Source organism: Pseudomonas machongensis (genome assembly GCF_034961125.1).
Lineage (GTDB): Bacteria > Pseudomonadota > Gammaproteobacteria > Pseudomonadales > Pseudomonadaceae > Aquipseudomonas > Aquipseudomonas machongensis.
In genome coordinates, this window is the sequence record NZ_JAYFUI010000187.1 from 86,321 (window position 1) to 98,654 (window position 12,334).

Sequence of the window (12,334 nt, forward strand, 5' to 3'; positions counted from 1 at the left end):
CAGCGTGTTCGCCATCGCCGCCGCAACTGACTGGCTCGATGGCTATCTGGCCCGTCGTCTTCAGCAGAGCACGCCGTTCGGGGCGTTTCTGGATCCTGTCGCCGACAAACTGATGGTTGCCGTGGCGCTGGTGCTGTTGGTGCAGGTGCACGCCAACTTCTGGCTGACGCTGCCCGCAGCAGTGATCATCGGGCGTGAGATCGTGGTATCCGCTCTGCGCGAGTGGATGGCCGAGCTGGGGGCGAGGGCGCATGTGGCGGTGTCGAACCTGGGCAAGTGGAAGACCGCCGCGCAGATGCTGGCGCTGGTCATTCTGCTGGGCAATCCGCCGGTGCTGACCTTCTGGGTCGCACTCGGTTACGGGCTGTTGCTGGTGGCCGCAGGCCTGACTTTGGTGTCGATGGTGCATTACCTGCTGGCGGCCTGGCCGCACCTGCGCGAAGGCTCCGAGCAGAAGTAAAACTTTTTTTGAATCAAGGGGTTGACCGGGGTTCGAGTCCCCTAGGGGACGCCATTTTGCGGGAATAGCTCAGTTGGTAGAGCACGACCTTGCCAAGGTCGGGGTCGCGAGTTCGAGTCTCGTTTCCCGCTCCAAATATCGATCTACAGAGTTCCATGGAAGTCTGTAGGTCCTTGAAAAAAGACGCTTCGGCGTCTTTTTTCGTTTCAGTCAAAGCCACTCCCATCCATGGGCATCCGGACTTTTTAGTCCAGAGATTAGCCATGAAATCCGGGTTTGCGCCGTCGCTGTTTGTCGATCTACACCATCAAGCGCCACTATCTGCTCGACATGCTTGCCAGAATCGAGCGGGGACGCGGCTATACCGTGCCTTGCTCAAGGCGCCCGAGCTGGAGAAGAGCCCGGCTTCGTCCCTCGATGAGTTACCTGGGCATTTCGCTGACTGTGTTAGCAGGCATTTCGGTGTTTGGGCTTTCGGGCGGGACCAGCAGGTCGATTGCCGAAAGCAGGGCATCGGGCTCGACGGTACCGCGCAAGGTCAGGATCCGCTGGCTGTGATTGTCGATCAGGCGCAGGGCAGGGGTGACATTCAATCCGTAGCGCTGCGCATCCCTTTGATGCGCCTGCACCACCTGAGCTATTTCCTGACCTTCAAGACAGATCTGCAGGGCGGGGGAGTGCTTGGGGTACTTCGTGTCGCTGGGCAGTCCAAGGCCATTGCCCTGGGTGTGCAGGAATACCCACGGCACCTCGCCCCAGAACGCTTCGCGTCCTTCCAGCTGACCTGCACTCGGCTAGCGCGGCCTCGCGGCTGGCGGCGGGCTCGTGCTGGGGTAGTGGCAGATGATGCCAGGCCAGGTTGACGTGATCGTTGGTGACGACCCAGCGCTGCAACTGGGGCAGGTACACCTGGCAATGTGGGCACTCCAGGTCGGCGTAGAGCGCCACGGTAAACCGGGCCTCGGGATTGCCGTAGATCCAGGGTGGGCCGTCGGGTTTGTCGATCATCTGCGCGTGAAACGGCTGCCACAGCAGTACCACAAGGACGATCAGGGCACACCAGCCCAGTGCCCATTGGGTGTTGGTCTTGCTCATCCGTTTGAGCATGGTGCCTCTCCTGGCAGGTCGAAGTGCAGAGGTTCGGTCCCGCGGGCCTGGTCGATCTGCTGGGTCATGCGTATAGCCGCGTCCAGCTCACAGTGCCCGTGTTGCTGCATCAAGGTATGACGTGTGGCTTTTTCCTTGGGTTCCGTAGTTGCAAGGGCGAGATAAAGGCAGGGTGAAGAGGTGCGCAACAGCAGCTCCATCGACTTACGCAGCGCATTGCGAACGTCTCCGGTCAGCACGCTGCGCTACTCGACTGAACAGCTATGAGCGGCATCGAGGATGCACTGTCGAATCAGACTGCGGTCGGTTCGGCTTCAGTTCGCCGAGAGATTCGCGCTGCTTGCCGCCCTCGGCCAGTCCAACCAAGCTATCGGCGTCGAGGGTCTGCACTTGACCACGGGTGGGCGACCATTCGTCGGGCGTCGGCGAAGAGGCCAGGGAGGCGCCGGCACCTGCTGAGAGTTTGACCCGTTCATGCTCAAGCCCAGACGCCAGTGAAGTCGCCGAACAGGCCGAACGAGTTGCCTGCTTCGACGATGAACAGCCGGGGGATCGATCGCGGTGAGGCCAGGCACCTTATTACGGCGCTTGAAGCAGAGAACGCAGCGTTGCTCGGAGAGGCCGCCGCCGGAGCGTTGGGTAAAGAGCTTACAACGAGTTTCTTGCGTTCCTGAGCTGCTCGGCACGTTGATGAGGATTGCACATAGCAATAGGGCTTCGTGTTCGCCCCTCATCTCAAGTCCAGGTGACGAGCGTCGTTGCCCGCCTTGGGAGACGTTGTGGTTTCCTGTCGCCGTTACCTTGCTTGTGTATGCGCTGTCTTCAAACGCACCCGCGATTAGGCTTGAGCGCTGCATCACTTTGCGATGCCGTGCGGTGGAGGAATTCAGCCAGCCACAGCGCTGTTGCTGCGTTCTGATAATGCTCTGCAGTAGACACGCTGACGTGAGGCCGTAATAGCGCCAGGCAGCTGTGGGCAGCGCCTTCATGCAAAGGCTGTAGCCAGCCGTGACGAAGACCGAGACGCTGGGCCTGGGCCCACAGCAAGGGCGCTGTAGCGAAGGCCTTGGGCTCCCATATCAACGGGATGTTTGAGCCCTGCAGGTGATGGGGTCGCAAATCCAGCGCGGCCTGAATAATCGCTTCCGAGCCCGATAACAAATTGCCTGCGGTGGCCGCATGCGTGCAGCTTGCAAAGCTGAAACTGGAGTAGCGGAACCCCAGTTGGCCAACGAGCGCGGGCAGCGCTTCGAGTAGCGTCGGGAGGTGGCCCAGGCGTTGCCAGTCCTCCGCTGTTCGGTCGAGCATCGAACCTCCTTGTAGGATTGCTCCTGATTGGCGCTACTGCGGGCAGTGGGTGGAACCGCAGCCCAAATTGCTAGGGTATCGCTCAACTATAGTGTGGAAACATGCGCTGCGAAGTAAACATAACGTTTACTTCCGTTTTTCGGTTTTTCCTGATTTCCTTTTTGACGGCTCGGCATTGGGGCGTCTCGGTGCCTCGCAAGCGGTAGACCTTTGGTGCATAAAACAGCGGCGCGTCTTCGTTGGTCTCCCAGTCTTGTTTGCTTGAGCGCATGGATGAATGTCCGCAGAAGCCGAGTCCTCTGACACTAGGCTCTGTATGAAAAGCCTTGAGACGAAGGTCAGGCAAGGCGAAAACAGCCGAGGAACGGCCGGGGTCGCGCTCGACTTCGCGGGCTGTAAATGAGCATTCCGACCGGGCTGGCGCACCAGGCTGTTTTCAACGCAGCATCACCGAGTATCAAGGTTTTTCATACAGAGCCTAGACACCGCATGGCGCAAGCCAGTGAGACCATCGACGCATAGCTTTTTGCGAGCTTGTCGAAGCGCGTTACCAGCCGGCGATTCTCTTTCAGCCAGCCGAACATACGCTCGATGACATTGCGTTGCCGATACTTGGGCCGGTCGAACAACCTGGGCAAGCCTGGCTTGGGCTTGCGTTTCATCGAGCGCATCGGAATGACGGGCTGTATGCGGCAGCGGTCGCAGTATTGGCGCAGCGCCTCTGCGTCGTAGCCTTTGTCGGCGAGCAACCACTTGCAGCGTTTACGAGGTCGCCCGCGCTGGGCGGAAGGTATGCTGACGCCATCGAGCAACGGCTGTGCATAGCTGATATCACTGGCTTGACCGCCAGAAAGGAGGAAGCGCAACGGTACCCCGTTGGCGTCGCAAAGCATGTGGATCTTGGTCGTCAGGCCACCGCGACTGCGGCCTAGAGCGTGATCGGCAGGCTCGTCAGATTCCTTTTTTTTCGAGCACCTGACGAGGCCCGGGTGGCGCGTACTGCGGTCGAGTCGATCATCCAAGTCTGCAGATCAATCAAACCTTGCTCGTTCAGCTTCAGATGCAAACGCTTGAACATCCGATCAAATGTCCCGTCGTTTCGCCAGTCCCGAAACCGTTGATACACGGTTGACCAGGGGCCAAAACGCTCGGGCATGTCACGCCAGGCAGCGCCGGAGCAAAGTACCCAAAGCACGCCATCGAGCATCAGCCGGTCACTTACTCGAGGCCGACCACGCCTGCGCGTTTCGATGAAAAGATCGGAGACCACGTCCCAGGCCTCGTCCGAGATTTCGTACCGCTTTGCCATCACAGGATTCCTTTCCGTTGATGGCTGGGGAATGTACAAAATCCTTAGGGATGCGGGGCGGTAACTGGGTTTCTACGAATTTCGTACAGAGCCTAGGGCCGTTGAGAAGCGTCAACGGTCAAGACGCTTCGGCGTCTTTTTTCATTTCCGTGGCTCAATTCAGACCCCATTCACCGCACCTGATATTTGCCGCAAGGGTGCATTTCTGGGTGAGAAGGATTGCCAGGGTCGGTAGTTTTGCTGAGCAACTGAGTGGCGGCCTGATGAAGTCGTTCGCTCAGCCACATCACCCACATCGCTTTTCGGTACATCTCTGCAGACGAAACGACGACATAGGGGCGGAATATGGCCAGGTGGCTATGTGCATCGATGCTGTGTTGGGGTTGCACCCAGCCGTGGCGAAGCCCATAGGTTTGCGCGCGATCCCACAAGCGTGATTTGTCCGCGAACAGGCTGGCGGTCCAAAGGAGAGGAGAGTTGGAGTTCACGCTGTGAGACAAGGCGGGCTGCATTACTTCTGCAAGTGCCTCCTGGGTGATTGGGCCTGGGTCGATATTGCTTGAGTGGAGTCGATGCGCTCGGACGCTGAACGCGAAGCTGTAAGAGTTGAAACCCAGTCGACAGAGCTCTCTGGGCAGCTCGTCCAGCAGGGCAGTCAGCCCTTGTAGCTGTTGCCATCGGGCAACGCTTTTGCGATCCATCGCTGCTCCCGTATCGGAAAGAACCTACCCTCGGCCGTGCCCTCGTCGATAGGGACGTTAACCGTCTGGATAGCACACTCACAGCGTAGTGGAGTGTTTTCGAAAACTGTATCGTCCATTGGTGTAGCAGGATATAAACATTTTGTTTATCAGGCCTCCCAAGTCTTGCCCGCGGCGCCGGTGGGCGACGGTTGCGGCGTGCCCGGGGAAGGTGCTGGAGGCGTTTGAGCGCCTGCTAGCGGAAGTGGAACGTGGCTACAAACTGTATATCTCTTAAAGGAATATTTATCTAATTTTATATTCCTTTTTCGTGCTTTCACTTTGAGGCACAGTGCCAGCCTTTAGCTTGGCAGGTTGGATATGGATTTGCGGCCGTCATCGCCCCAACAACTGCTCGGGCAGTTGTTCGCGCAGAACTACACCTGGCTCTGCGCTCGCCTGCGCAGCCGCATGGCATGCCCGCACAGCGCCGAAGACATCGCCTCGGAAGCCTTCGTGCGTATCCTCGGCCTGCCGGATCCGGCGGCCATCCGCGAGCCGCGGGCGATGCTCACGACCATTGCCCAGCGCCTGCTGCAAGAAAGCTGGCGCCGCCGCGACCTCGAGCGTGCCTATGTGCGCTGGGTTCGCGACTTGCCAGCACAGGTGCAGCCCTCCCCGGAAGAGGCGCACCTGGTGATCGACAGCCTGCTGCACCTGGACCGTGTGCTCGATGGCTTGCCAGGCCAGGGCAAGGCGGCGTTCATCCACAGCCAGCTCGGCGGCATGACCTACCGCGATATTGCCCATCGGCTGGGTATTTCCGTCAGCCGCGTACAGCAGTACATGAGCGAAGCGTTTCGCCTGTGCTACCAGGCGCTGGACACGTGAGCGAGCAGCCCATGGCCCAGGTGATCGACGAGGCGGCGCAGTGGATGGCGCTGCTGCATTCGGGGCACCTGAGCGAGGAAGATGCCGCCGCCTTCCAGCGTTGGCACGACGGCAATGCCATGCATGCCCAGGTGTTTCGCCGCATGAGCCAGGGGCTGGGCGAGGCCAAGCGGCCAGGCTTGCAGCGCCTGCCCGAAGAGCAGGTGATCGCGGCATTGGGAGAGCGTGGGGGCGCTGTGGGTAAGTATCGACCTCGCGTGATGCATAAGCTAAGCACCAATCGATCCAAGCCTTTTCTGCAGGTTTCGCCCGCTGGTTGCTCATTAGCGCAAACCCCACTGCAGAAAAGGCCCGCCATGCCCAACCCGATTCACGCCACGTTCCGCCACTCCTGCCTTGCCCTCGCCGTCGCCTTGGGCAGTAGCCTGCTGGCGCCTGGCAGCCACGCACTGGCTGCCGAGCCCCTGGTCGACTACGCCCTGCCTGCTGGCGACCTGAGCCAGACTCTGGTGCAGATCTCACGCCAGAGCGGGGTACCGATTGCCTTCGATCCGCAGCATGTCGATGGCCAGCGCGCGCCCGCGCTGCAGGGGCGCTACAGCAGCGACCAGGCGCTGGAGCAGGTGCTCAAGGGCAGTGGCCTGGAATATCGCCAGGGCGAGGACGGCGTGGTGATTTCCGCGGCACCTGCCGCCTCCGCTGCGGTAGGTAAAGCCCGCGCTCAGGGTGCCAGCCAGGACGTCCGCCTGGAGCAGGTGATCGTCACGGGCACCCGTGCCCAGGAGCGCACGGCCAGCGCGTCGCTGTCGCCGATCGACATCATTTCCGCCGAAAGCCTGGGCGCCACCGGCTCCGAGGAACTGGGCGCAGTGCTGGCGCGGTTGATTCCCTCGATCAGCTTCCCGCGGCCGAGCCTGGTCGACGGTGCCGAGCTGGCGCGGCCGGCGCAATTGCGCGGTCTGTCGCCCGACCAGGTGCTGGTGCTGGTCAACGGCAAGCGCCGGCACAGCGGGGCGTTCGTCAACCTCGGCGGCGCCGCTGGGCGCGGTTCGGCGCCGGTGGACCTCAACGCCATCCCGATCTCGGCGATCGACCATATCGAAGTGCTGCGCGACGGTGCGTCGGCGCGCTACGGGTCCGACGCCATCGCCGGGGTGATCAACGTGATCCTCAAGCACGATGCCAGCGGAGGTTCGGTCAGTACCCGCTTCGGTCAATACAACAAGGGCGATGGTATCCAGCGCCAGGCGTCGGCCAACACCGGTCTTGCGCTGGGCGACAAGGGCTGGCTGAACCTGTCCGCCGAGGGCAGCGACAACGACTACACCAACCGCGCCGGTGATGACCTGCGCCCCGGCAGCTTCGGCTCCACGACCTACGGCCAGCAGGTGTTCCGCCAGGGCGAGCCGGCCAACGACAACCTCAAGTTCTTCCTCAATGGCCAGCTCGACCTCAACGAACAGGCCCAGCTCTATGCCTTTGGCGGCTACCGCAAGACCCACGGCCAGACGGCGGCCTTCTATCGCGCCAGCAACAACTCCGGCAACGTGCAGAGCCTCTACCCGAATGGCTTCCTGCCCTTGATCAACGGCACGCTGGAGGATTCCTCGCTGACCACCGGCCTGCGCGGCGACCTGGGCCAGGACTGGCGCTACGATCTCTCGGCCAGCTACGGTCGCAACGACTACGGCATCAATACCCGCACGCTCAACCGCGCGCTGTTCAACGACACCGGCAGCACCCCGCTGAGTTTCGACAATGGCCGCCTGACTAGCGAGCAGAAACAAGTGACCCTGGACCTGGCCCGCGATGTCGAACTGGGCTGGCTGCCTTATCCGGTGTCGGTGGCGGTGGGGGCCGAGTACCTGCACCAGGGCTACGAGGTCAACGCCGGGGAGCCGGCCTCCTACTACAAGAGCGGCAGCCAGGGCTACGCCGGTTTCCGCGATGCCGATGCCGGGCACTGGACCCGGCAGAACTTCGCCCAGTACCTGGACCTGGAAACCAAGTTCAGCGACAAGCTCGGTGTCTCCGCCGCCGCCCGTCACGAGGACTACAGTGACTTCGGCTCGAACGTCAGTGGCTCGCTCTCGGCGCGCTACGACTTCACCCCGGCGGTGGCGGTGCGCGGTAGCCTGTCCACGGGCTTTCGCGCACCGTCACTGGCGCAGCAGCACTTCGCGTCGACCTCCTCGCAACTGGTCGACGGGGTGATCCAGGAGGCAGGGATCTTCCCGGTGGATGCGCCGGTTTCCCGCCTGCTCGGGGCAGACGAATTGAAGGCGGAAAAGTCGCGCAACTACAGCCTCGGCCTGGTCCTGCGCCCGGCCGACGACCTGCAGATCACCGCCGACGTCTACCGGATCGATATCCGCGACCGCATCACCCTGTCGTCGAACCTGCGCCTGAACCAGACGGCCATCGACTACCTACGGGCCGGTGGTGTGGGCGATATCAACTACACCAGCGCCCGCTACTTCACCAATGGCGCGGATACCCGCACCACCGGCGTGGACCTGGTGGCCAGCTATCGCTACCAGTTCGACAACGGTGTGCGCTGGAACACCACGGCGGGCTACAACTACAACCACACCAAGGTCACCGACACCAAGGAAGACCCGGCCATCCTCGCCCAACTGGGGCTGCCGACCACCTCCTTGCTGGAGCGTCGCGAGCGCCTTGGCCTGCTGGGCGATACCACGCCCGAACACAAGTTGACCCTGGGCAACGACTTCAACCTTGGCAACTGGACATTGCGCAGCAACCTGGTGCGCTATGGCAGCTATACCAGCTACCAGAACGACACCAGCTTCCCGGACCAGACCTTCGCCGCGCAGTGGGTGCTGGACCTGGCGCTGGACTACAGCCATGACAACTGGCTGTTCACCGTGGGCAGCGACAACGTGACCAACCAGGTACCCGAGAAGCTGGATTTCGCCAACAGCTCGGGTGGCAACCTCGAGTACTCGACGTTCTCGCCGTATGGCTACAGCGGGGCCTTCTACTATGCGCGCCTGACCTATGCATGGTGAGGCCTGCCAGCACGAACCCACTGCGGGGTCAGATCAGGCCACGAAGATCTTGCGTGGGCTGTAGTGCGAGATCCAGCCTGCCAGCGAACCGAGGGTGCTGGCGCCGGCCATGTGCGCCAGGCTCTCCAGCGACGGCTCAAGGTGTGCGGCGAACCAGGCCACCAGGCCCAGAAAGTAGCACAGCAGGTTGTTCATCGCCGGCAGGCCGCGCAGGCTGACCACGATCAACGCGACCACGAAGACCACCAGCGGAATGGCCAGCAGCGTGCCGAAGGTGGGTGCGAACAGGCCGACGCTGGTGGCTGCCAGTGCGCCAAAGATCAGGCCGAGCCAGACGCACCCGAGGTTTTCCAGCGTTGAACGCGTGGTCAGGCCACGGGTGAAGAAGGCGATCCAGCCGATGAACATGGCCCAGACCGGAAGTTCTACAGCCAGTGCGGCGGCGCTCGCCAGGGCGGCGGTGACTGCGGCGACCAGCGTGACGGTCAGGAAGCTGCTGCGTGAGGCGTGGCGTTGGGACATCGTCTGATTCCTGTGGGTGGGGTTGACGGAGCAGGATTCTGGTCCGTTTCCCCGGCGGGATAATCAGCGATGCGTCGGTTTGTGAATTCCATTCTTAACAGCAATCAAAGTGTAATAAATTGTTTGTTGAAGATTATGTAACAATTCATGTCTCGGTAGAAGCAGAGGACGCCATGCGTCCTCCGATCATTCAGACGTCCCTTGCCCGTGCATGAGCAGTTACCTGGTCCAACTGATTCGAGGCCTCCGGCAAGCCCGTCACCTTGATCGACCGCGCGCCGACGGCAAACTTGGCGCCGACCTTGGCGAAGCGCTCGAGCAACTGGAAGTTGATCGCCTGCTGGATATCCATGTACAGGTTGTAGCCGGGGTCGAGGACGATGTAGACGGCCTCGAACTCCAGCGCTTCCTTGCCGAAGCCGCGCAGGTGGGCGCGGTCGAAGCGCACCTGGCCCTGGGCCTTGATCGACTCCTCGACGATCGCCGGGGCCTTTTTCACCGCCTCCGTGGGCGTGTCGTACGACAGGCCGAACTCGAAGACGATGCGTCGCTCCTGCAGGCGCTTGTAGTTCTGGATGGTGCTGCTGATCATGCCGGCGTTGGCCATGACGATCTGCTCGCCGCCGAGGCTGCGGATGCGCGTGGTCTTCAAGCCGATGTTCTCCACGGTGCCCGCGAGCGAGCCGATGACGATGAAGTCGCCGACCTCGAACGGTTTGTCGACGGCAATCGACAGCGAGGCGAACAGGTCGCCCAGCACGTTCTGCACCGCCAGGGCCACGGCGATGCCGCCGACGCCAAGGCTGGCGACGAAGGCGGTGATGTTCACGCCCAGGTTCGACAGCATCGCCAGCAGCACCACCGACCACAGCAGCACCCGCGCGCCCCAGCCCGACAGGGTCGCCAGCGCGCTGCCACGATAGGCATTGCCGGTGTCGTGGCGGGCGAAGTAGCGGGTCAGGCCAATGGCGATGGCGCGGTTGGCCCACAGGCCGATCTGCAAGGCTGCGACCACGAACCACAGGCTGCCGACCCGGTCCAGCCAGCGTTCCGGCAGGTCCAGCACGCCAAGGCCGACCAGCAGCGAGGCGAGCATCAGCAGGAAGTTGCTGGTGCCTTCGAGTACCTGGGTGATGACCTTGCTGAGCTGCCCGTCATGGCTGGACCACTGGCGGGCGCGGCGCTTGAGGAAACTCAGCGCCCAGCGCGTCACGAGGAAGGTGATCACGGTCACCGTCAGGGCCAGCAGCAGGTTGAGGATGGAGATGCCGAATACCGTGGTGGTGGTCAGCAACTGCAGAAATCGATCGTCCATCGGGTCCCCCTCCGAGGTGGTGTTGATTGCAGGCTGTGCCGTGGTGCACAAACTGTTTAGAAGGGGGAGGTAGGTGAGGGTTTAATCGGATTTTGCCGGTGGCTCTTGCCGCCGCTTCGCGGGTGGATCAGAGCAGAGCACCTTGGCGAGCGCATGAGAAATAATTAGAATCACTCGCATTCGTATCTCATCCTTCCCCAGTGTGCCTCCGAATGTCCGACCCCGCCGCGGCACCCGAACCCAGCTTCAACACCCTCTATCGCGACCATCGCAGCTGGCTGCAAGGCTGGTTGCACCGGCGCCTGGGCGATGCCTGGACGGCGGCGGACCTGACCCACGACACCTTCCTGCGGGTGCTCGCGTCGCAGCAGGCCAAGGCCGTGCCGAGCCTGCGCGAGCCACGGGCCTACCTGCTGACGGTCGGGCGCCGGTTGCTGGTCAATCATTACAAGCGGCGCAGCCTCGAGCAGGCCTACCTGGACGCCCTCGCCAACCTGCCCGAGGCGCTTGCACCGTCACCGGAGCAGCGCTGGTTGCTGCTGGAAACCTTGCAGGCCCTGGATGACCTGCTCGATGGCCTGCCTGCCGTGGTACGCCGGGCCTTTCTCTGGTCGCAGCTCGAAGGGCTGGACTACGCCAGCATCGCCGGGCGTCTGGAGGTGTCCGAGCGTACGGTGAAACGCTATATGGCCAAGGCATACGAACACTGCCTGCTGGTGGACCTGTGAGCGCCCCGGCGGAGGTCGGCGCACGCCAGTTGGCCCGTGAGGCAGCGCAGTGGCTGGCCTTGCAGGATGCCGGCCAGCTCGACACGGAGCAGGCTGCTGCGCTGCAACGCTGGCGCGCCCGCAGTGCCGCCCATGAAGCCTTGTGGCAGAAGGCCGAGGGGCTGCGCCAGCGCTTCGCCCAGGTACCGGCGCCATTGGCGGTGGCTTGCCTGGACCGCCCCGATCCAGATCGCCGCCGCGTGCTGGAGCAGATGCTGGGTTTTGGCGCGCTGCTGCCGCTGGCCTGGCTGGGCTATCGGCAGTTGCCGCTGGACGGCTGGCGTGCCGATCTGCGTACCGCCACAGGCGAGCGCCGCGGCTTGACCTTGCCAGATGGCAGCCGGTTGCAGCTCAACACCGCCACGGCGGTCAATCTGGACTTCGCCGAAGGCCGCCACTGGCTGCAGTTGGTGCAGGGCGAGATTGCCCTCGACACCGTTGGCCCGCTGCAGGTGCAGACCCGCGACGGCCTGGTGCGCATGCAGGGGGCAGGGGTGTGCATGCGTGAGCGTGCGCAGGGCTGTGTGGTGTCGGTCACACGTGGCCAGGTCAGCCTGCAACCGCTGGCCGGGCCAGCGGTTCGCCTGGAGGCCGGTCAGCGGGCGACGCTGAGCGCCTCCGGGGTGACCGCCAGCCAGCCGTTCGACGCCCAACTGCCCGGTTGGCAGCAGGGCTTGTTGATCGTCGACGACCAGCCCCTGGGCGATCTGCTGCGTGAACTGGATCGCTACCGCCCCGGGCTGTTGCGCTGGGATCCGGCGCTGGAGCAATTGGCGGTGACCGGTACTTTCCAGCTCGACGACACCGACCGCATTCTGGCCCTGCTGGCGGCGAGCCTCCCGCTTCAGGTGCATTACCGCACCCGCTACTGGGTGTCGCTGACCCCGCGCAAGAAAATTGCCTGACCGCTGTCCCTTTTCTGGCGCCCGCTTGTCATCAAGGG

Annotated in this window: 12 protein-coding genes, 1 tRNA gene and 2 pseudogenes; 7 read left to right on the forward strand and 8 right to left on the reverse strand. The window is 62.7% G+C overall.

Annotated elements, in window-relative coordinates; genetic code table 11:
* Together pgsA and VA602_RS19415 are read left to right on the forward strand one after the other, a co-directional pair.
* On the forward strand, positions 1–460 hold a 460-nt coding region (gene pgsA, locus VA602_RS19410), incomplete at its 5' end, for a CDP-diacylglycerol--glycerol-3-phosphate 3-phosphatidyltransferase (protein ID WP_323454015.1).
* 58 nt (positions 461–518) lie between these two features.
* A tRNA-Gly gene (locus VA602_RS19415) sits at positions 519–594 on the forward strand.
* 288 nt (positions 595–882) lie between these two features.
* Here the strand turns inward: VA602_RS19415 and VA602_RS19420 are convergent.
* The 6 genes and pseudogenes from VA602_RS19420 to VA602_RS19445 form a co-directional block, all read right to left on the reverse strand.
* A complete protein-coding gene (locus VA602_RS19420; RefSeq protein WP_323454016.1) occupies positions 883–1,092 on the reverse strand; it encodes a DsbA family protein in 210 nt (69 codons plus the stop codon).
* Between the two features lie 19 nt (positions 1,093–1,111).
* Positions 1,112–1,567, reverse strand: coding sequence for a DsbA family protein (locus VA602_RS19425; RefSeq protein WP_323454017.1), 456 nt, complete (start codon positions 1,565–1,567; stop codon positions 1,112–1,114).
* Positions 1,568–1,815: 248 nt separating this feature from the next.
* A pseudogene (locus tag VA602_RS26840) lies at positions 1,816–2,117 on the reverse strand (conjugative transfer ATPase); the annotation flags it as partial.
* A 272-nt stretch (positions 2,118–2,389) separates the two neighbouring features.
* On the reverse strand, positions 2,390–2,875 hold the full coding sequence (locus tag VA602_RS19435) for an autoinducer binding domain-containing protein (RefSeq protein WP_323454018.1): 486 nt from the start codon (positions 2,873–2,875) through the stop codon (positions 2,390–2,392).
* Between the two features lie 467 nt (positions 2,876–3,342).
* Positions 3,343–4,184 (reverse strand): IS5 family transposase gene (locus tag VA602_RS19440; protein WP_323454019.1). Its coding sequence is split into 2 segments (ribosomal slippage): positions 3,343–3,843 and positions 3,846–4,184, totalling 840 coding nucleotides; the frame shifts between segments, so codons are not numbered across the junction.
* Positions 4,185–4,354: 170 nt separating this feature from the next.
* A complete protein-coding gene (locus VA602_RS19445) occupies positions 4,355–4,885 on the reverse strand; it encodes an autoinducer binding domain-containing protein (RefSeq protein ID WP_323454020.1) in 531 nt (176 codons plus the stop codon).
* A gap of 360 nt (positions 4,886–5,245) precedes the next feature.
* On the opposite strand from VA602_RS19445, the gene VA602_RS19450 reads away from it, so the two are divergent.
* From VA602_RS19450 to VA602_RS19460, 3 genes and pseudogenes are all read left to right on the forward strand, one after another.
* Positions 5,246–5,755, forward strand: a complete 510-nt coding sequence (locus VA602_RS19450; protein WP_323454021.1) for a sigma-70 family RNA polymerase sigma factor — start codon at positions 5,246–5,248, stop codon at positions 5,753–5,755.
* A gap of 11 nt (positions 5,756–5,766) precedes the next feature.
* Positions 5,767–5,895 (forward strand): annotated as a pseudogene (locus tag VA602_RS19455) (FecR/PupR family sigma factor regulator); the annotation flags it as partial.
* 216 nt (positions 5,896–6,111) lie between these two features.
* Positions 6,112–8,787 (forward strand): TonB-dependent receptor, encoded by a 2,676-nt coding sequence (locus VA602_RS19460; protein WP_323454304.1) that lies wholly within the window; start codon positions 6,112–6,114, stop codon positions 8,785–8,787.
* A gap of 33 nt (positions 8,788–8,820) precedes the next feature.
* On the opposite strand, the gene VA602_RS19465 is transcribed toward VA602_RS19460, so the two are convergent.
* Together VA602_RS19465 and VA602_RS19470 are read right to left on the reverse strand one after the other, a co-directional pair.
* A complete protein-coding gene (locus VA602_RS19465) occupies positions 8,821–9,309 on the reverse strand; it encodes a DUF1097 domain-containing protein (protein WP_323454022.1) in 489 nt (162 codons plus the stop codon).
* Positions 9,310–9,499: 190 nt separating this feature from the next.
* The gene (locus VA602_RS19470; RefSeq protein WP_323454023.1) at positions 9,500–10,624 is read right to left on the reverse strand and encodes a mechanosensitive ion channel family protein; all 1,125 of its coding nucleotides are present in this window, start codon (positions 10,622–10,624) and stop codon (positions 9,500–9,502) included.
* Between the two features lie 212 nt (positions 10,625–10,836).
* On the opposite strand from VA602_RS19470, the gene VA602_RS19475 reads away from it, so the two are divergent.
* Together VA602_RS19475 and VA602_RS19480 are read left to right on the forward strand one after the other, a co-directional pair.
* Positions 10,837–11,352 (forward strand): sigma-70 family RNA polymerase sigma factor, encoded by a 516-nt coding sequence (locus tag VA602_RS19475; protein WP_323454024.1) that lies wholly within the window; start codon positions 10,837–10,839, stop codon positions 11,350–11,352.
* Positions 11,349–12,296 (forward strand): FecR domain-containing protein, encoded by a 948-nt coding sequence (locus tag VA602_RS19480; RefSeq protein WP_323454025.1) that lies wholly within the window; start codon positions 11,349–11,351, stop codon positions 12,294–12,296. The genes VA602_RS19475 and VA602_RS19480 overlap by 4 nt, the downstream gene beginning before the upstream one ends.
* Positions 12,297–12,334 lie beyond the last annotated feature (38 nt).